Here is a 17195-nt window from a genome sequence, read left to right as displayed (position 1 = left end):
TATACGGGAGGTTGGCGTTATGGCATTGTTGACGAAGCGTTTCGGCTTGACCGTTCTGGCAAGCTTCATTCTCATTCTGGTGATGGCCGCCTGCGGAGCCAAGACGCCGGAGCCGGCCAAGACGGCCGGCGCGCCCGCTGCGACGACTCAGCCGTCCGGCGCGTCCGGTACGGGCGGAGGCGCCAAGGAGGAGCTGCCGAAGGAGGTGCGCATCGGCTTCCAGGTCATCCCGAATGCGGAGCTGCTGACGAAGGCGCTCGGTTTGGCGGAGAAGAAATTTCCGAATACGACGATCAAATGGGTGCAGTTCGACTCCGGCCGCGACGTGAATACGGCGATCGCCTCGGGCAGCATCGACCTTGGGCTTGCAGGCTCCGTTCCGGTCGCCACGGGACTGGCGAACAAGCTGCCGTATCAAGTGTATTATTTGCACGACATTATCGGGGACAACGAGGCGCTGGCGGTGCGCAAATCGTCCGGCGTGCAGAGCGTGAAAGATTTGAAGGGCAAGAAGGTGGCGGTGCCATTCGGCTCGACGACCCACTTCAGCCTGCTGTCCGCCTTGAAAAACGAGGGCGTGGACCCGGCCGGCGTAACGGTGCTCGATATGCAGCCGAACGATATTCTTGCCGCCTGGCAGCGTAAAGATATTGACGGAGCCTTCGTCTGGCAGCCGACGCTCGCGAAGCTGGTCGCTCTGGACGGCCAGATCGTGACGACGGCGAAGAAGCTGTCGGAGAAAGGCATCGTGACGGCCGACGTCGGCATCGTCCGCAAGGCGTTCGCCGATCAATATCCGGCTTTCCTCAAACAGTATGTGACCGTGCTGGACGACGCCGTGAAGCAGTACCGCAGCAAGCCGGCCGATGCGGCCAAGGCGCTGGCGCCGATTCTTTCCACGACCGAGGCGGACAGTCTGTCGCAGATGAACGAGCTGGTCTGGCTGCTGTCCTCGGAGCAGCGCGATGCGAAATATTTGGGCGCGCCCGGCAAAATCGGCGATTTCGCCAAGGTGCTGAAGGAAACGGGCGACTTCCTGGTCACCCAGAAATCGATCCCGGCGGCGCCGGACTTGGCGGCATTCCAAAGCGGCGTACGCCCGGACGCGGTTCAGCCGTAAAGACGAAAGGGAGGGAACGCGCATGGCGCAGGCAACGGAGCGGCAGGCGGGCGCAGAGCCCCTTGCCCCGAAGGCGGGGCTGGCGGAAGGGGAGCGGCGTGCGGCTGAACAAAATGCGGCCATCCGATTGCAGGGAGTCCGCCTGACGTACGCCAACGGCAAAACGGACGCGGTGGCGCTCGGGGGCGTCGATCTGAGCATCGCCGGAGAGCAGTTCGTGTGCGTCCTCGGCCCTTCCGGCTGCGGGAAAACGTCGCTGCTGCGGGTCATAGCCGGCTACGAACGGGTGACGGAGGGCGAAGTGACCGTATTCGGGCGCAAGCATACGGCCCCGCATCCGGAGGTCGGGATCGTGTTCCAGCAGGCGAACCTGTTTCCGTGGCTGACGGTCAGGGGCAATGTCGAGTTCGGTCTGAAAATGGCCGGTTTGCCGAAAGCCGACAGGCGGGCGCTCGCCATGGACCATATCGGGCGGGTCGGCTTGGCCGCTTACGCCTCTCTGCTGCCGCATCAGCTGTCCGGCGGCATGAAGCAGCGGACGGCCATTGCCCGCACGCTGGCCACCGAGCCGCGCATCGTGCTGATGGACGAACCGTTCGCGGCGCTGGACGCGATTACGCGGGAGACGCTGCAGGATCAGCTGCGGACCATCTGGTCGCAGACCGGGAAGACGATTTTCTTCATTACCCACGACGTCGACGAAGCGCTTCTGCTGTCCACACGTCTTCTCGTCATGCAGGGCTCGCCTGGGCGCATCGTTGCCGATCTGGACAATCCGCTGCATGCGGCAGGCGGCTCGTTCGCCCTTTTGCGCCAGCACAAGCAGTATGCCGAGCTGCGGCGCCAACTGGTGGAGATGCTGAAAAGCTGACAGACGGCGGCATCCGGGCCGCTCGCGAGGCAAGCTTGCGATTGAAATGAGCGACACGCACGCCAAAGACGCTTCCACATCCGCTTCTATAGCGGATTTGGAGGCGTCTTTGCGCACGAGCGGGAGCGGAGGCCGATACGGTTGAGCTTGCGCCTGCTTGATGAATGCGCATGTTGAACGTTGACACGCTAAACGTTGAACGCTAACGGGCAGGCCGCGTTAAAACGAGAACCGTCTCGTCAGGTTGTGCCAAAACATGTCGACCGCAGGGGTGGCGAGCTTGTTTTTGTGTCTGACGGCAAAAATATACCGGTCCGAGCTCCAGCCCGGAATCGGCCGAATGTTCAGCTTGCCTTCCCGCATATCTTGCTTGACGGAAGCTTCCGAGACGATGGCGAAGCCGATGCGGTGCATGACGGCCGCCTTCAATGCTTCCGAGCCGGACACCTCCATGGAAATGTCGAGAGCGAGACGGTGCCGTTCCATCCATCGATCGATCAGTCTCCGGCTGATCGAGCCGGCTTCGTGGGAGACGAACGGATGCCGGGCCAGCATGTCCGGAGTCAGCGTCTCTTCTTGCTCCAACGGATGACCCGGGTACAGGACGACGACCAGATCGTCCTTCACCAGCATCTCCGATTCAAGCTCCGGATCTTCGACCTTCGTCTGCGAAATAATTCCGATATCCAGCTCGAACTGTTTAATCTTTTCAAGAATAGGAGGCGCCGGCTTCACATCGAGCATAATGGACAGGCGCGGATACTGGCGCTTGAGCTCGGCGAGCAGCGGCGGCAGCATGTATGTGGCCGGGGTGTGGGTGCTGCCGATGGACAGTCGCCCGGCTTGCAGCTCGCGGTACTCGTCCATCAACGAAGCGATTTCCGAGGACATGTGGCTGATTTGCGAAGCGTAGTGGTACAGCGACCGCCCCGCATCCGTCAGCCGGATGACATGATAAGACTTCGTATGGAATAAAGCGACGCCCAGCTCCTCCTGCAGCTTGTTCAGATGAAACGTTACCGTAGGCTGCGTAATGCCCAGCTTCTCGGCAACCAAATACAGTTTCTGCAGCTGTACCGCATGCACGAACACTCGCAATTGCTGCAAATTCATTTCGACCCGCCCCTCCTCTTCTCTACCGAACGATTGCGCATTCCAAACATCGATACTATCTATCTTACTATAAAGATCATAGATATTATTTTAAGTTTTGTTTACGTTCGGATGATACTCGCGTAATTTTCGAACGTTACAGTAAAGATGCCGATCCGAAAGGAACGCGATCAAGCGAAAACGGGAGGTCGTTATGAAAACGAAATGGTCTGGAGCTTTGCTATGCATGACGCTGATTGCCGGATTGACGATGACCGGATGCGGAAGCGCAGGGGACACATCTGCGGCTGCCGGTACGCCGAAGGAGACCGAGAAGTCGGCGGCTCCGAACGGCAGCGCCAAACCGGACGAAGATACGGGCAAGACGATTTATTTGTACGGCAACGATTTTGTCGACTTTATCGCGCCGAAATTTACGGCGGCTACCGGCTACAAGATAGAGGCCGTCCATTACGGGGGCGGCGAGGCGCTGGCCAAGATCGAAGCGGAGCAAGGAAACCCGCAATGGGATATTTTGATGATGGACGGCCACGGCTCCGTACGGAACTTGGCCGACCGGAACTTCCTGTTGAAAAACTGGAAGCCCGATCAGCTCAAAAACTTGAACGACTACGGTTCTTCGCTCGTGCCGAGCGACTATGCCTATGTTCCGCTCGGCATTCACGCTTCCGCCGTCATTGCCTACAACACGAAGCTGGTGCCGGAAGATCGCGCGCCCAAAACCTGGGAGCAATTTTTTGCCTTCAAAGGACCGGTCGGACATGCCGATCCGGCTGTGGCCGCTCCCGCTTACCCGCTCGTTTCGGCGTTTTTTCACAAATGGGGGGTGCAGGAGACGGAGAAACGGTACACGCAGCGTTTCAAGGACGGCATGCGCGTATATCCGAAAAACGGACCGGTCGGCAAAGCGCTGCTCAGCGGCGAAATTCAAGTCGCGGCGCTGCAGGAGCATAACGCCTACGAATTGAAGATGGCAGGCGAGCCGATTGAAGTCGTATGGCCGGAGGAAGGCGCGCCGGGCAGCTTGCGCGTCGTCGCCATCAACAGGCAGACGAAAAACCCGGCGGCGGCCAAAGCGTTCGTGGAATATATGCTGAAGCCGGAAACGCAGCGCATGCTGACCTCCCTGGAAACGACGGACAGCTTCTTCACGCCGCTCGTGCAGGGGGTGGAGATGAGAAAGGAACGGAAGCAGGACGGCAAGTTTTTGCTGCCGCCAGCCGAGTGGGCCGCGCAGCACGAAGTGGAAATCAAGACGTGGTTCGCCGATCAAAACGTGAAATAGGGGTTGCAGCCGATGATATCCTCCGAGGCGCGCTGGGGAGGGGGGGTGACTCTCCTCCTGTTCGTCTTTATTTTTTTGCCCTTGTTGGCCGTACTTGTCAATGTCGTTTTTCCGGGCATCTTTTTCGGGCAAGTTCAGTTTGGCGGTTTCCGGCAAGTGCTGGGCCTGTTCGAACGTCCGCTGTGGCGGCAGTCTCTCTGGAATTCGCTGACGCTCGCGCTCGGCGCGGCTACGCTCGGCACCGTTCTCGGCGGCGTGCTGGCCACGATTCGGGCGCAGTGGCAGTTTGCCGCCGCCCGGTGGCTGGACGGAGCCGTGTGGACGCTGCTGATCGCGCCCTCCTTCATGATTGCCCAAGGGTGGGTGCTGTTCGCCAGCGCGGACGGTCTTGTCCATTCGTGGCTCGGCTGGTCCTGGGTCACATCCTTTATTTTTCAGCCTGCCGGACTCGTGTTCGTCATGGCGCTCAGCAAGTTCCCGTTGGCGTATTTGACCATTCTTGGGGCTACCGAATGGAACGTGCGGCAGTTCGGTCAGGCGGCGCAGCTGTGCGGCGCCGGCCCGTTCGCCGTTTGGCGCACCGTACAGCTGCCTCTGTCCGCGCCGTCTTACGCGGCGGGATGGACGCTTGTCTTCATGGATACGATTGGCGATTTCGGTCTGCCGGCCGCGCTGTCGACGGTATACAAATTTCCTACGCTGCCGTATTCGATTTATTCGGCGATTTATCAATCGCCGGTCCGCTTCGACATGGCCGGCGTCCTGGCCTTTTACTTGGTGCTTATTCTGGGGGCCGCTATGGCGCTGCTCGTTTTCGCTTTACGCCGCTCCAGATACGATTTTTTGAATGCAAGAGCGGTGCGCGCCGTGAGGACGAAGCCGAAGCGCGCATGGCTGTTCAATATAGCGATCGGGGTGGTGCTAGCCGTCTGCGCGGGCATTCCGCTCGGCACGAGCGTCGCCGTCTCCTTTTTGAAGCGGGCCGGAGAAGGACTGACTGCCGGCAATGTGACGCTGGACAACTACGTCGCCCTATGGGGAGGCGGAGCAGGCGATCATCGGCTGATCGACTTTGCGCAGGGCTTGATGCATTCGCTGTCGATAGCCGCGGCGGCAGCCGTACTCAGCATGGCAATCGGTTTTGTGATTGCGTACGTGCTGTCGTTTACCGAATTCCGCTTCAAAGGGATGATCCAGCTGTTTTCCGTTATTTCGCTGGCGGTGCCCGGCGTCGTGCTCGGCATCGGCTATATTTTCATCTGGAACCAAAAATGGCTGGAGCCGATCGGCCTGCATCTATACGGATCGCCTTCCTTGCTGGTCGTCGCCGCCATAGCGGGAGCGATTCCGTACGCGGTCCGGGTGCAGATGGGATCGTTCGGCAACGTATCGGGCTCGCTTCTGAAGGCGGCGGCGATTCAGGGCGCCGGCATGGTCGACCGGATGCGGCACATCGTGCTGCCGCTTGTGCGCCATTCTTTGCTAATTGCGACATTGGCCGCGTTCGGCACGAGCATTTTCGATTTGGCGCTCGCCTCGATGCTGCAGCCGCCCAACTACGCGCTGATGCCGCTGGTGATCGACCGGGCGTTCGAATTTTCCAAGTACGGGTATGCGACGGCGGCGACGGTCGTCGGCGGAGCGAGCGTCGTCCTTATTATTGTGGCGATACAGGCGCTCGGGCGGCTGGCGTTCCGCCGGCTCGACCGACGCCGATAACGGGAGGTTAACGAATTGAACCCTATTCTCGAACTGCGAAACGTCAGCAAGTCGTTCGGCAAGCAAAAGGTGCTGCACCCGCTGTCGTTCGATTTGAAGAAAGGAGAGCGCATTTGCATTCTGGGTCCTTCCGGATGCGGGAAATCGACGCTGCTGCAAATCGTGGCCGGTCTCGCCAGAGCCGACGGCGGCGAGGTGCACATGGAGGGGCGAGTCGTGGAAAAGGATCGAACGTACGTTCCTCCGGAAAAACGTCCCGTCAATATGGTGTTTCAAGATTACGCCCTATGGCCGCATATGTCGGTGCGGCAAAATATCGAATACGGGATGAGGCGGCGCAAAACGCCGCCGGAGGCGATGCGCGACCGGCTCGCGCGGCTGCAGGCGCTGCTGCGGCTGGACGGACTGCTGGACCGTCTGCCCGCCGAGCTGTCGGGCGGACAGCAGCAGCGCGTCGGCATCGCCCGGGCGCTGGCTACGGAGCCGGCTATCCTGCTGATGGACGAGCCGCTGTCCAATCTGGACGTGAAGCTCCGCACCGATATGCGCAACGAGCTGGCCCGGCTGCTTGGCGAATTGTCCATTGCCGCGCTTTACGTGACGCACGACATGATGGAAGCTTTCACGATTGCCGACCGGATTCTGGTGCTGCGCGGCGGACATATCGATCAGATCGCCGAGCCGCACGTGCTGTTCGAACGTCCGGAGACGCCGTGGGTCGCCCAATTGATGGGGTATCACAATCGGCTCGACGCGATGTTCGTCGGCGACGGCACCGCGAACGTGCGTATCGCAAACGCGACGATCGGGGGCCGGGCGGCGGCTTCCGGCCGCAAGGAAGGAAAAGCCGTCGTCATGATTCACCCGGAATACATCGACGTTCGGGAAGAGAGCGGCAAGCGGGACGGCAACGCATTGCCGGCGACGATTGCGCAGTCGGTATACGAGGGCACCCGCTGGAGACTGATTGCCGAAACCGGCGACGGGCAAAAGGTGCATATCGTGCATGATCGGAGGGTAGAGCCGGGCAAGGCGGTTCAACTGCTGCTTCCACGCGAACGAACGATGATGTATGCGGACCTTCCGGCAGCTTCCGATGAGTAGCGGCTCGACAGGGACGTTCTCGAACCCGCCGACCGGGAACATCTTGGCGGCTTCGGACATCCACGGATACGGACATTTGCTGGCCTTGCTGCTGGATCGCGCCGCGTACGATCCGCGGCGGGACAAGCTGTTTTTGCTCGGCGACTACGTCAACAAAGGGCCCGATTCCGCAGGTACGCTGGAGCGGATACGCCGGCTGCAGCGTGACGGAGCGGTCGCTTTGCAGGGGAATAACGAACGCAAGTGGCTGCGTGCCGCCCCCGCCGCCGGCGAAGCCGATGCGGCCCGGACGGCCTCGCTCATGCCCTGGATGGCAAGCCTTCCTTTATGGGCGGAGTGCGGCCCTTATGTATTCGTCCATGCCGGCCTGCGCCCGGGCGTGCCGCTCCGTCGCCAGACGGCGGACGATCTGACGGAAATACGCGACGAGTTTCATGCTTCGCCAGCGCTGCCCGGCCAGACGGTCGTATTCGGGCATACGTCGACGTTTCGCTTCGGTGTCGGAGCCGAAGCGATCTGGTTCGGCGAAGGCAAGATCGGCATCGACACCGGAGCCGGTCACGGCCATTATGTAAGCTTAGTCGATCTGTCGAACGGCTTGCACTATTACGTGTCCGTTCAGCCGCCGCACGACGTCCGCTGCATCACGCTGCAAGGACGTTCGCCGGAGGCGGATGCGCTGTTCTGCGGGGGCAAGCGATGAGCCTCTGCCGTCAGGCTCGCGGTAAAGAAAGCTTGCTTAATTGGCTTCATGTATGGGCAAAGACGCTTCCATAACCACCAAGGGGTGGGGGGAAGCGTCTTTCTGCATGCCGCGATCAACCGCCAAGCGGCACTCATAAGGAGGCTTGGCGGCATGAGTGTTCAGGAAAAGCTTTTCGCTAGGAAGGGCTAAGCGCCAGGAAAAATCCCCTGCGGGCGACTTTGGCACCAGATCGACAAGCGCCCGCAGCCGGTCAGTTCGCCTCGCGGCCGAGCGCCCACAGCTGCTTGTGCGAATTTTCCGGGCGCGCCAGCCCGAGATTTTCCCGCAGCGTTGTCCCTTCGTAAGCGGTGCGGAACAGGCCGCGGTTTTGCAGCTCGGGAATGACCTTGTCGACGAACGTTTCCAGGCCGCTCGGGAATAGCGGCGGCAGCAGATTAAAGCCGTCGGCCCCGCCCTCGCGCAGCCATGTCTCGATAAAGTCCGCGACCTGGATCACCGAACCGGTAAAGGTAATGTGGCCGTGTCCGCCGAGACTGCGGCTCAAAAACTGGCGGATCGTCATCTTGTCGCGCCGAGCGGCATCGATGACGACTTCGTGGCGGCTCGTAATGCCGTTCGTCAAGGAGCCGATCGGCTTCGATTTATCGACGGGCACGAGCGCGTCCAGCGAATATTCCGACAAGTCGACGGTGAAGTAGTTGGACAGCCGCTTCAACGATTTTTTCGTATCCACGAGCGCGTTCAGCTCATCCTCCAGATCTTTGGCCTCCGCCTCCGTATCGGCGACGACCGCTCCGAGCCCGGGCATGATCAGCAGCTGGTCCGGCGTACGTCCGTACTTGATCAGCCGGGATTTGACGTCGGTATAAAACTCCTTCGCCGCGCCCAGCGTCTGTTGGGCGGTGAAGATGACCTCCGCCGACTTGGCGGCAAGCTCCCGTCCGCTCTCCGAGGAGCCGGCCTGCACGAGCACCGGGTAGCCTTGTGGCGGGCGGGGGATGTTCAGCGGGCCTTTGACGGAATAATAGTTGCCCTTGAAGCGAATCTCGTGCACCTTGTCGGCCAAGATGGTCGTGTCCGTCTTCCGGTCGTAGACGAGCGCGTCCTCCTCCCAGCTGTCCCACAGCTGCTTCGCCACTTCCACGAATTCGTCGCCGATATCGTAGCGCTTCGTGACCTCGGGATGGCCGGGCTTGCCGAAGTTGTCCGCGTCCGCCTGCGAATGGCCGGTCACGATGTTCCAGGCCGCGCGCCCGTTGCTCAGATGGTCGAGCGAGGCGAACTTCCGGGCGACGTGGAACGGATCGTTATAAGTGGTGCTGACCGTGGCGATAAACCCGATATGCTTCGTCAAGGCGGCGAGCGCGGACAGCAGCGTGAACGGCTCCAGCCGGCGCCCGAGTCCGGAGTAGTTGTCGGCCATGAACAGCGAGTCGAGCAGACCGCGCTCGGCGATACGCGCCAGATTGGCATAGTAATCGAGACCGAGGTCGCTTCCCGGGTCCGAGTCCGGATGCTTCCAGGCGCCGCCGTGGTGGCCGGAGCCGCGAATGAATACGTTCAAGTGAGCTTGCTTTTTCGATTGAGCCATAGTTCCGCACCTCGTTCTGGATAGAGTAGCCAGACTTGCTCCGGGCGAAAGGATGCCAAAAAAAACCGGAGCATAGCCGACGGCCTGCATCCGGTTGTCCGGTTTACGTATGAATATCGTAATGAATATCGTAAATCCCGATATGTTTAGTGGAAATATAGCATGGATTTTTTTTACTGTCAATCGCTCATTTTCGGCGACCGGAACGAATTCAGAATTAAACCGGCGTTTATCGCCGAACGGTTCCGAATGCGAATGCGCAAGATCGGCCCTCCGGCATTGTACTATCCCAAGCCCGAGTACCATACATACTCTTCATGGGCATTCCAAAAGATTATTTGCGATCTGGCGCACATGCTGCAACCGAGGAGCGCGGATTTACTTACATCTTATGCGCCGGATGGCGGTTTTTCGAAGACGCCCGAAACGACAAGAACAGCGAAAACCAAACAAAATAATGGGTTGACAGCGAGGCGAAATGCTTGCTATAGTAAGTCCCAATAAACTCCAATTAAATAAAAACCTATCGGCTTAGTGTGTTTTAAAAAGCGATAGCAAACCCGAGGAGGCATATCCAGCATGGCTAATTACCGGCGTTTGGGAAGAACGGGCTTGAAGGTGTCCGAGGTGAGTCTGGGAACGATGGCATTCGGTCGGTGGATCGACGAGCAGGCTTCGGCCAAAGTGCTCGACACCGCTCTCGACAGCGGCATCAATCTGATCGATACGGCAGACGTATACGGCAAAGGAGCCGATCTCGGCAACCCCGATTCGATCGGCGAGTCGGAGCAAATTCTCGGCAATTTGCTGAAGGAGCGGAGACACCGCATCGTCCTGGCCACCAAGGTGCACGGACGCGTCGGTCCGGGCGTGAACGATGCCGGCCAAAGCCGCTATCATATTTTTCAAGCGGTCGAGAACAGCCTGAGACGGCTGAAAACCGACTATATCGACTTGTACCAGGTGCACCGCTTCGATCCGGAGACGCCGCTCGAGGAGACGCTCGGCGCGCTGGACGATCTGGTCCGCCAAGGCAAGGTGCGCTACATCGGAGCATCCAACTTCGCAGCCTGGCAGCTCGCCAAGGCGCACGGCATCAGCGCCGCGAACCGGCTGCACCGGTTCGAGAGCATTCAGCCGGAATACAGCCTGATCTCGCGGGAAATCGAGCAGGAGCTGATCCCGTTCGTCCAATCCGAGCAGGTCGGGGTGATCGTCTACAGCCCGCTCGGCAGAGGCATCCTGACGGGCAAATACCGCGCCGGGGAAACCCCGCCGGAAGGCTCCCGCCTTGCGGCCGGCGAGAAGCGGCTGCAGCAGCTGCTTCAGAAGAGCCACAGCCTGACGCTGCCGGAAGCGCTAAAGACGCTGGCCGACCGCCGCGGGCTGACGCTCGCGCAATATTCGTTGGCTTGGGTGCTTAGCCGTCCCGGCATCACGTCGGCGATCCTCGGCGCTTCCAAGCCGGAGCAGGTGACGGAAGCGGCCAATGCTTGGGATACGCGACTGAGTCCCGAGGAGCTTCAAGAGATCGACCGCATTACGGAAAGCTTGTATGCGCCCAAGGTGCCGGTGCAGGCGTAACCCGCCGCATCCCGCATAGCACGGCGGAAGGCTTACGGCCGCAGCGCGAAGCAGCCGGCCTATGGCAATGCCAATTTCATGATCGACCGTTCAAACGGAGGCTGTCCAGCGAACCTTTCACACAAGGGATCGTTGCGGACACCTCCGTTTTTGCGTTTGCCCCGGGTTGGCCGCGATAGCGGTTCGGCCGGCGAAGGGCGAAGTAGACGTAGCGAGTTTTGGCGACCGGGAGGGACGTATGGCGAGCATTCGCATTCATCATCTGTACAAACGATACGGCAAAGACAAGCAAGCAGTGGTCAAGGACTTCCATATGGACATCGAGGATAAGGAATTTATCGTGTTCGTCGGCCCTTCGGGGTGCGGCAAGTCCACGACGCTGCGGATGATCGCGGGCCTGGAGGAAATATCCGAGGGCGAGCTTTACATCGGCGACCGGCTCGTCAACAACGTGCCGCCCAAGCAGCGGGATATCTCGATGGTGTTTCAAAATTACGCCCTGTACCCCAATATGAGCGTATTCGAAAATATCGCGTTCGGCCTGCGCATGGCGAAACTGCCGAGACACGAGATCGACCAGGCGGTCAAAAACGCCGCGCGCATTCTGGAAATCGAGTCGTTTCTGAACCGCAAGCCGCGGCACCTGTCGGGCGGCCAGCGGCAGCGCGTCGCTCTCGGCCGGGCGATCGTGCGCAATCCGAAGCTGTTCCTGATGGATGAGCCGCTGTCGAATCTGGACGCGAAGCTTCGGGTTTCGATGCGGATGGAAATCATCAAGCTGCACCAGCGGCTGGAGACGACCTTTATCTACGTCACCCACGACCAGATCGAGGCGATGACGATGGCTGACCGGATCGTCGTAATGAAGGACGGCATCATCCAGCAGATCGACTCGCCGGAGCGGATTTATTCGATGCCGAGCAACATGTTCGTAGCCAGCTTCATCGGGTCGCCGCAGATCAATTTCGTGCGCGGCCGCATTCTCGACAACAAGCTCGGGGGGCTGGAGTTTCATACATCGCGGTTCAAGCTGCCGATCCATGAGGCGCATGCCGGCGCCTTGAGGAAGCACAAGCAGGTCGATCGTACGGTCGTACTCGGCATCAGGCCGGAGCATCTCAATCTGGAGGCGCTGTTCTCCGAGGCAGTCGTATCCGGCGCCTACAAATTTACCGAATTGATGGGCGCCGACCGGTACTTGTACGTGGACATCGGTCAGGAGCAGCTGGCTATCGCCCGCGTCGATCCGTCGGTCCATTTCCAAGCAAACGAAACGGTTCGGCTCGGCGTACAGATGCTGAAGGCGCATTTTTTCCATCCGGATACCGGAGAACGCTTCACAGAATAGCACGATGGCCGTAAAAGGGAGTGGTGGCAAGTTGGTCCCGAGCACCCGGTGGTTGAAATACATAGGCAGCTTCGCGCTGCTGGCAAGCCTCATCGCCCCCCCGGCGGCGGCTCAATCCGTCCCGGCGGCGCCGACAGCGGCAACCGCAGCCGCCCCGGACAACGGCCGGACGGCAATCGCCGCTTCCGCCGACCCGGCATTGCCGGGAGTGGAGCCGTCTTACGCCGAGGCCGCCGCCGGATGGGAGAAGCAGGGCATACGGAACGCGTCGTCGACGGTCACCGTACGGGCGGATCAGCCGTCCGGCGTGTCGGACCCCGCGCAGCTGGCGGTCGGCGATTACGACGGGAAATCGCGCGTGCTCGTATGGAAAGCGGCAGGCAAAGGGTGGGTCGAATACAAGTTCGACGTGCCGGAAAGCGCGCTGTACGAAATACGTCTCGCTTACCGACCGCTGACCGGCAGCAGCGCGTCCGGCCCGGTATTGCTGGAGGTGACGGTGGACGGCGACAGACCGTTCGCCGAATCGTCGTCGACGGCGCTGTACCGGACGTGGCAGGACGTGCGTCCGATTGTGACGAACAGCGACGGCGACCAGATCCGCCCGCGCTCGAAGGACGTGTCGACGTGGGGCACGAGGGCGCTGCTCGATTCCTCCGGCGCTTACGCCGAGCCGCTGCAATGGCACTTCGCCAAGGGGAGCCACACGCTTCGTCTGGCCGGTGCCGAGCCCGTGGCGATCGAGCAGATCCAGCTCGCTCCGAGGGAGCGCATCGCTTCATACGAGGAAGTATCCGCGTCGTATCCGAAATCGCCGCCGGCGCAAGCGCCGACGCTGACGATTCAGGCCGAGGAGTTCGAAAGCAAAAACGACACGGCCATCAAGCTGTTCTCGGACCGTAATCCGCGCACCGTGCCGCGCGCGAAAGGGCGGATTACGTACAATACAGTCGGAGGCATTCGCTGGGTCGAGCAAAACCAGGAAATTACATGGTCGTTCGAAGCGCCTGCGGATGGAGCCTACAAGATCGGCTTCCGGGCGCTGCAAAACACGGTTTCGCAAAAAACGTCGTTCCGCACGGTACGGATTGACGGGAAAGTGCCTTTCCGCGAGTTTCTGGCCTACGGCTTTCCTTATTCCGCCAGCTGGAAAGGACGGGTGCTGGAGCAGCCGGACGGCAAGCCGTATCTCGTCTATTTGACGAAAGGCAAGCATACGCTGTCGCTGGCCGTCAACCATGCGCCGGTCGAGCCGGTCATTTCGGAGATCGAGTCGATCTCGCGCACGCTCGACGCGATCGATTGGGATTTGCGCTCGCTCGTCGGCGCGGTTGTCGACCGCAACCGGACGTGGAATATGGAGCAGGATTTTCCGGGCTTGACGGATAAGCTCGCCAAGACGGCTGAGCAAATGGAGCAGCTGGCCGCGCAGGCGGTCCAAGTGAACGGCAACAAGGACTCGATCAGCCAAGGGCTCGATACGGCGGCCAAAGACATCCGTTCGCTGCTGCGCAAGCCGGAGGAGATCCCCTACAACGTCAAGGAAATTTCCGCGATGCGCGACAAATTCGGCACCTTCATCGAAACGCTGCTCAAGCAGTCGCTGCAGCTCGACGAAATTTATATCGCCCCCGGAGACGGAGCGCTTCCCGCCATGGAGGCTTCGCTGTGGAGCCGGGCGTGGGGCGGGCTGGCGAACTTTTTCTATTCGTTCGACAGCCGGGACAGCATCACGAAGCTGGACGACAGCAAGCTGAACGTTTGGGTGCAGCGGGGCAGAGACTACGTCGATCAGCTCCAGCAGCTGGCGGACGAGCGATTCACGCCGGATACGGGCATACAGGTCAAAGTGAATCTGATGGCCAATCCGGAGCTTCTGCTCATGTCCAATGCGGCCGGCGTGCAGCCGGATATCGCGCTTGGCTTGACTCAGGATTTGCCGGTGGATTTGGCGATTCGCGGCAGTTTGCACAATTTGGCCGGTTTTTCCGATTTCCCGCAAATGTACCAAAACTTCAGTCCCGGCTCGTGGCTGCCTTTGTTTTACGACGAAGGCTATTACGGGGTGCCGGAGACGCAGTCGTTCCAGGTATTGTTTTACCGCGAGGACATTTTGAAGAAGCTCGGGATTGCCGTTCCGCAAACGTGGGAGGACGTCTACGACATTTTGCCGACGCTGCAGCAGAACTATATGAATTTTTACGTGAACCCGAGCCAATTTTCCCAGTTTTTCTATCAGAATAATGTGGAATTGTATGAGCCGGACGGTCTGAAAACGGCTTTGGACCAGCCGGAGGCGTTCAAAGCTTTCAAGCAGTGGACCGATCTGTTCAATACGTACGCGATCGAGCGCGAGGTGCCGAGCTTCTACCAGCATTTCCGCGACGGGACGATACCGATCGGCATATCCGACTACAACATGTACGTGCAGCTGGCCGCGGCGGCGCCGGAGCTGAACGACCGCTGGAAAATCGCCCTTATGCCGGGGGTCAGGCAGAAGGACGGCACGATCGCCCGCTGGGCCGGCGGCGGCCAACGCACCGGCGTCGTGTTCGAGAAATCGAACAAGAAGGAGCAGGCGTGGCAGTTTCTGAAATGGTGGCTGTCGGCCGACGTCCAGCAGCAGTACGGGGCCGATATGGAGGCGGTGAACGGCGTCGCCTTCCGGTGGAACACCTCCAATGTGGAGGCGTTCACCCGGCTTCCCTGGAAAAGAGAGGATGCACAGGTGATTTTGACGCAATGGAAATGGTACAAGGACATCCCCAACGTGCCCGGCGGCTACTTCTTGGAGCGGGAGACGAACAACGCCTGGATCCGTACCGTCGTCGGCACGACGAATTACCGCGCGTCGCTGGAGCAGGCGGTGCGGGACATTAACCGGGAGCTGCGCAGGAAACAGCAGGAATTCGGGTTCGTCGATCAGGAGGGCAACCGGCTGAAACCGCTCGACGTGCCGGTGATCGCCCGGCCGTGGGAAGGGATCGACCGCTATGTGGAGTAGACTGTGGTCGCACCGGACGTCCTATCTGTTCATCGCTCCGTTCATGCTGTGCTTCATCGCCTTTATCGTCGTGCCGGTGCTGACCGCCATCGGTCTCAGCTTTACGTATTACAATGCGGTTTCGCGGCCGGTGTTTATCGGCTGGAGCAACTTTCAGTATTTGGTGTCGCAGGATTTGCTGTTCTTGAAATACGCTCTGCCGAACACGTTCAAATTCGCACTGATCGTCGGGCCTGGCGGCTATGTGGCCGCCTTTGCTCTCGCCTGGCTCATCTCGCTGCTCAGCTCGCGGCTGCGCAAATGGATCGCGCTGGCGATGTACACCCCGTCGCTGACAGTCGGCATCGCCATGACGATCATCTGGCTGCCGATGCTGTCCGGCGACCGGATCGGCTATCTGAACAGCTTCCTGCTGAATCAGGGCATCATCGACATTCCGAAGCTGTGGGTCACCGATCCGAAGCTGCTGATGAACTCGATGGTCGTCGTTACGTTGTGGTCGAGCATGGGCGTCGGCTTTCTGGCGATGCTGGCCGGCATTCTCAACGTCGACCCTACGCTGTATGAGGCCGGCAAAATCGACGGTATCCGCAGCCGGCTGCAGGAGGTATGGTATATTACGATTCCGTCGATGAAGCCGCAAATGCTGTTCGGCGCCGTTATGGCCATCGTCACGACGTTCAAGACAGGGGCGATCGGGGTAGAGCTGTCGGGTAAAAACCCGACGCCGGAGTACGCCGGCCATTTGATCGTCAACCATATACACGACTATGGCTTTGTCCGCTTCGAGATGGGTTATGCGGCGGCGATTTCCGTATTCCTTCTGGTGCTCATGTACGCGTCCAACCGGCTGAGCTGGAAATTGTTCGGATCGAAGGAGGGGCAGGCGTGAGAAAAGCGTTCCGTCTTTCGCGGATTGCGCTGACGGTATCCATGGTGCTGTTTGCCATATTGATGCTGCTGCCGATCTTGTATATATTCAACCACGCATTCAAGCCGTACCACGAGTTGTTCGTTTATCCTCCGAACTTTCTCGTGCGAGAACCGACCGTGCAAAATTTTATCGAGCTGCTGTGGGTGACGTCGAACTCGATTATTCCGCTGTCGCGGTATTTGTTCAACAGCATCAGCATTTCGCTGGCGACCGTCGTCCTTACGACAGCGGCCAGCGCGCTGTGCGCCTACGCGCTCGCCAAGCACGTATTCCCGGGCCGAGCCTTCGTCTTCTCGACGATCGTGCTGATGCTCATGTTCGCTCCCGAGGTCGTGCAAATTCCGCGCTATCTCGTCGTCAGCGGTCTGGGCCTGATGAATACGTACTGGGGACACATCCTGCCGATGCTTGCCCTGCCCGTCGGGGTGTTTCTGCTCAAGCAGTTCATGGAGCAGATTCCCGACGCCCTGCTCGAATCGGTGCGGCTCGACGGAGCGAACGAATTCGTCGTCTTCCTGCGCATTGTCGTGCCGATCTGCATGCCGGCCGTGGCGACGGTGGCGATCCTGGCGTTCCAGAGCTCGTGGAGCAATATGGAGACGTCGACCTTCTTCATGCAGGACGACGAGATGAAGACGTTCCCGTTCTTCCTCTCCACGCTGACCAACAATTTGGCCAACAACGTGGCGCGTCAAGGCGCCGCGGCGGTGGCGGCACTGATCATTCTGGTGCCGAACCTGATTTTTTTCGTAGTTCTGCAAGGGAAAGTAATCGATACGATGGCGCATTCCGGCATCAAATGACCGAAGGGGAGGA

The 17195-nt window shown here is 59.9% G+C and carries 13 protein-coding genes; 11 read left to right on the top strand and 2 right to left on the bottom strand.

Going from position 1 to position 17195, the window contains the following annotated elements; translation table 11 throughout:
• Positions 1 to 19: 19 nt before the first annotated feature.
• Positions 20 to 1120: a taurine ABC transporter substrate-binding protein gene (locus tag ABD796_RS22865; RefSeq protein WP_344912216.1), complete on the top strand. Its 1101-nt coding sequence runs from the start codon at positions 20 to 22 to the stop codon at positions 1118 to 1120.
• A 22-nt stretch (positions 1121 to 1142) separates the two neighbouring features.
• Positions 1143 to 1991 (top strand): ABC transporter ATP-binding protein, encoded by an 849-nt coding sequence (locus tag ABD796_RS22860; RefSeq protein WP_344912213.1) that lies wholly within the window; start codon positions 1143 to 1145, stop codon positions 1989 to 1991.
• 219 nt (positions 1992 to 2210) lie between these two features.
• On the opposite strand, the gene ABD796_RS22855 is transcribed toward ABD796_RS22860, so the two are convergent.
• Positions 2211 to 3104 (bottom strand): LysR substrate-binding domain-containing protein, encoded by an 894-nt coding sequence (locus ABD796_RS22855; RefSeq protein ID WP_344912211.1) that lies wholly within the window; start codon positions 3102 to 3104, stop codon positions 2211 to 2213.
• Between the two features lie 193 nt (positions 3105 to 3297).
• On the opposite strand from ABD796_RS22855, the gene ABD796_RS22850 reads away from it, so the two are divergent.
• Genes ABD796_RS22850 through ABD796_RS22835 form a run of 4 tightly spaced genes read left to right on the top strand, consistent with a single transcriptional unit; the run spans position 3298 to position 7915 of the window.
• Complete coding sequence (locus tag ABD796_RS22850; RefSeq protein ID WP_344912209.1) at positions 3298 to 4389, top strand: extracellular solute-binding protein; 1092 nt, start codon at positions 3298 to 3300, stop codon at positions 4387 to 4389.
• A gap of 12 nt (positions 4390 to 4401) precedes the next feature.
• Positions 4402 to 6108, top strand: a complete 1707-nt coding sequence (locus tag ABD796_RS22845) for an ABC transporter permease (protein WP_344912207.1) — start codon at positions 4402 to 4404, stop codon at positions 6106 to 6108.
• Positions 6109 to 6123: 15 nt separating this feature from the next.
• Positions 6124 to 7212, top strand: coding sequence for an ABC transporter ATP-binding protein (locus ABD796_RS22840; protein ID WP_344912205.1), 1089 nt, complete (start codon positions 6124 to 6126; stop codon positions 7210 to 7212).
• Positions 7205 to 7915, top strand: coding sequence for a metallophosphoesterase (locus ABD796_RS22835; RefSeq protein WP_344912203.1), 711 nt, complete (start codon positions 7205 to 7207; stop codon positions 7913 to 7915). Before ABD796_RS22840 ends, ABD796_RS22835 begins: the two co-directional genes overlap by 8 nt.
• A 253-nt stretch (positions 7916 to 8168) precedes the next feature.
• On the opposite strand, the gene ABD796_RS22830 is transcribed toward ABD796_RS22835, so the two are convergent.
• Positions 8169 to 9509 carry an LLM class flavin-dependent oxidoreductase gene (locus ABD796_RS22830; RefSeq protein ID WP_344912201.1) on the bottom strand — a complete coding sequence of 447 codons (1341 nt, stop codon included), beginning with the start codon at positions 9507 to 9509 and terminating at the stop codon, positions 8169 to 8171.
• A gap of 579 nt (positions 9510 to 10088) precedes the next feature.
• Here ABD796_RS22830 and ABD796_RS22825 point away from each other — a divergent pair.
• The 5 genes from ABD796_RS22825 to ABD796_RS22805 all read left to right on the top strand — a co-directional run bounded on the left by ABD796_RS22825 (position 10089) and on the right by ABD796_RS22805 (position 17182).
• Entirely contained in the window at positions 10089 to 11093 is a 1005-nt protein-coding gene (locus ABD796_RS22825; protein ID WP_344912200.1) for an aldo/keto reductase, read from the top strand.
• Between the two features lie 238 nt (positions 11094 to 11331).
• Positions 11332 to 12441: an ABC transporter ATP-binding protein gene (locus ABD796_RS22820; RefSeq protein ID WP_344912199.1), complete on the top strand. Its 1110-nt coding sequence runs from the start codon at positions 11332 to 11334 to the stop codon at positions 12439 to 12441.
• A 31-nt stretch (positions 12442 to 12472) separates the two neighbouring features.
• Positions 12473 to 15445: an extracellular solute-binding protein gene (locus tag ABD796_RS22815; protein WP_344912197.1), complete on the top strand. Its 2973-nt coding sequence runs from the start codon at positions 12473 to 12475 to the stop codon at positions 15443 to 15445.
• Positions 15435 to 16337 carry a carbohydrate ABC transporter permease gene (locus ABD796_RS22810; RefSeq protein ID WP_344912195.1) on the top strand — a complete coding sequence of 301 codons (903 nt, stop codon included), beginning with the start codon at positions 15435 to 15437 and terminating at the stop codon, positions 16335 to 16337. Before ABD796_RS22815 ends, ABD796_RS22810 begins: the two co-directional genes overlap by 11 nt.
• Before the next feature lie 41 nt (positions 16338 to 16378).
• A complete protein-coding gene (locus tag ABD796_RS22805) occupies positions 16379 to 17182 on the top strand; it encodes a carbohydrate ABC transporter permease (protein ID WP_344912931.1) in 804 nt (267 codons plus the stop codon).
• Positions 17183 to 17195: the final 13 nt, after the last annotated feature.

The organism is Paenibacillus hodogayensis, assembly GCF_039536325.1.
GTDB lineage: Bacteria > Bacillota > Bacilli > Paenibacillales > NBRC-103111 > Paenibacillus_AB > Paenibacillus_AB hodogayensis.
Note: the sequence above shows the minus strand (reverse complement) of the source record. Positions and strands in the feature narration are given on the sequence as shown.

What these genes read in the sequence shown, in the direction of transcription:
- ABD796_RS22820 (WP_344912199.1), top strand. Translation starts at nt 11,332, where the DNA reads ATGGCGAGCATTCGCATTCATCATCTGTACAAACGATACGGCAAAGAC.
- ABD796_RS22850 (WP_344912209.1), top strand. Translation starts at nt 3,298, where the DNA reads ATGAAAACGAAATGGTCTGGAGCTTTGCTATGCATGACGCTGATTGCC.
- ABD796_RS22810 (WP_344912195.1), top strand. Translation starts at nt 15,435, where the DNA reads ATGTGGAGTAGACTGTGGTCGCACCGGACGTCCTATCTGTTCATCGCT.
- ABD796_RS22865 (WP_344912216.1), top strand. Translation starts at nt 20, where the DNA reads ATGGCATTGTTGACGAAGCGTTTCGGCTTGACCGTTCTGGCAAGCTTC.
- ABD796_RS22860 (WP_344912213.1), top strand. Translation starts at nt 1,143, where the DNA reads ATGGCGCAGGCAACGGAGCGGCAGGCGGGCGCAGAGCCCCTTGCCCCG.
- ABD796_RS22805 (WP_344912931.1), top strand. Translation starts at nt 16,379, where the DNA reads ATGGTGCTGTTTGCCATATTGATGCTGCTGCCGATCTTGTATATATTC.
- ABD796_RS22845 (WP_344912207.1), top strand. Translation starts at nt 4,402, where the DNA reads ATGATATCCTCCGAGGCGCGCTGGGGAGGGGGGGTGACTCTCCTCCTG.
- ABD796_RS22830 (WP_344912201.1), bottom strand. Translation starts at nt 9,509, where the DNA reads ATGGCTCAATCGAAAAAGCAAGCTCACTTGAACGTATTCATTCGCGGC.
- ABD796_RS22835 (WP_344912203.1), top strand. Translation starts at nt 7,205, where the DNA reads ATGAGTAGCGGCTCGACAGGGACGTTCTCGAACCCGCCGACCGGGAAC.
- ABD796_RS22855 (WP_344912211.1), bottom strand. Translation starts at nt 3,104, where the DNA reads ATGAATTTGCAGCAATTGCGAGTGTTCGTGCATGCGGTACAGCTGCAG.
- ABD796_RS22825 (WP_344912200.1), top strand. Translation starts at nt 10,089, where the DNA reads ATGGCTAATTACCGGCGTTTGGGAAGAACGGGCTTGAAGGTGTCCGAG.